The sequence below is a fragment of the Aeromonas sp. sif2433 genome (assembly GCF_019218705.1).
GTDB lineage: Bacteria > Pseudomonadota > Gammaproteobacteria > Enterobacterales > Aeromonadaceae > Aeromonas > Aeromonas encheleia.
In genome coordinates this window covers 1-657 of record NZ_JAHUXD010000029.1, presented here as the reverse complement: position 1 = coordinate 657, position 657 = coordinate 1, and the positions used below count along the sequence as shown (strand labels likewise).

The 657-nt window shown below is 47.5% G+C and carries 2 tRNA genes and 2 rRNA genes; all 4 read right to left on the bottom strand.

Annotation, left to right across the window (positions count from 1 at the left end):
- Positions 1-91 (bottom strand): 23S ribosomal RNA (locus tag KW825_RS20240); the annotation flags it as partial.
- Between the two features lie 241 nt (positions 92-332).
- Positions 333-408 (bottom strand) — tRNA-Ala (locus KW825_RS20235).
- 12 nt (positions 409-420) lie between these two features.
- A tRNA-Ile gene (locus tag KW825_RS20230) sits at positions 421-497 on the bottom strand.
- A gap of 73 nt (positions 498-570) precedes the next feature.
- Positions 571-657, bottom strand: a 16S ribosomal RNA gene (locus KW825_RS20225); the annotation flags it as partial.

Sequence of the window (657 nt, the reverse complement as noted above, 5' to 3'; positions counted from 1 at the left end):
TACCGACTTCTCACAGCTTATCGCAGGTTAGTACGTCCTTCATCGCCTCTGACTGCCAAGGCATCCACCATGTACGCTTAGTCACTTAACCATACAACCCCAAGAAGTGTCGTCGAAACGGCACGGCTTGTTGTCGTACAACAAGGACCAAAAATAAATTTTGGTTTTCGCCAAGAAGTTTCCAAAGCACTTGTAACAAATGTTTGAGAACTACTTTTTAAATCAGCTTTCCAGATTGTTAAAGAGCAAACTTCATAAAGAAGTCAAAGGCATAGATTGAACAATGCGTTCAATGCATGGCTTTTGCTTCTCGCAAATTCAGTACCCGATTATGGTGGAGCTATGCGGGATCGAACCGCAGACCTCCTGCGTGCAAAGCAGGCGCTCTCCCAGCTGAGCTATAGCCCCATAATCGCGAAGTGGTGGGTCTGAGTGGACTCGAACCACCGACCTCACCCTTATCAGGGGTGCGCTCTAACCACCTGAGCTACAGACCCACTTCGTGTACTGTCTCTAAACTTGAATCAAGGCAATCTGTGTGAACACTCAACAACTTCGTCATCATTAAGGTAAGGAGGTGATCCAACCCCAGGTTCCCCTAGGGTTACCTTGTTACGACTTCACCCCAGTCATGAATCACACCGTGGTAAACGCCCT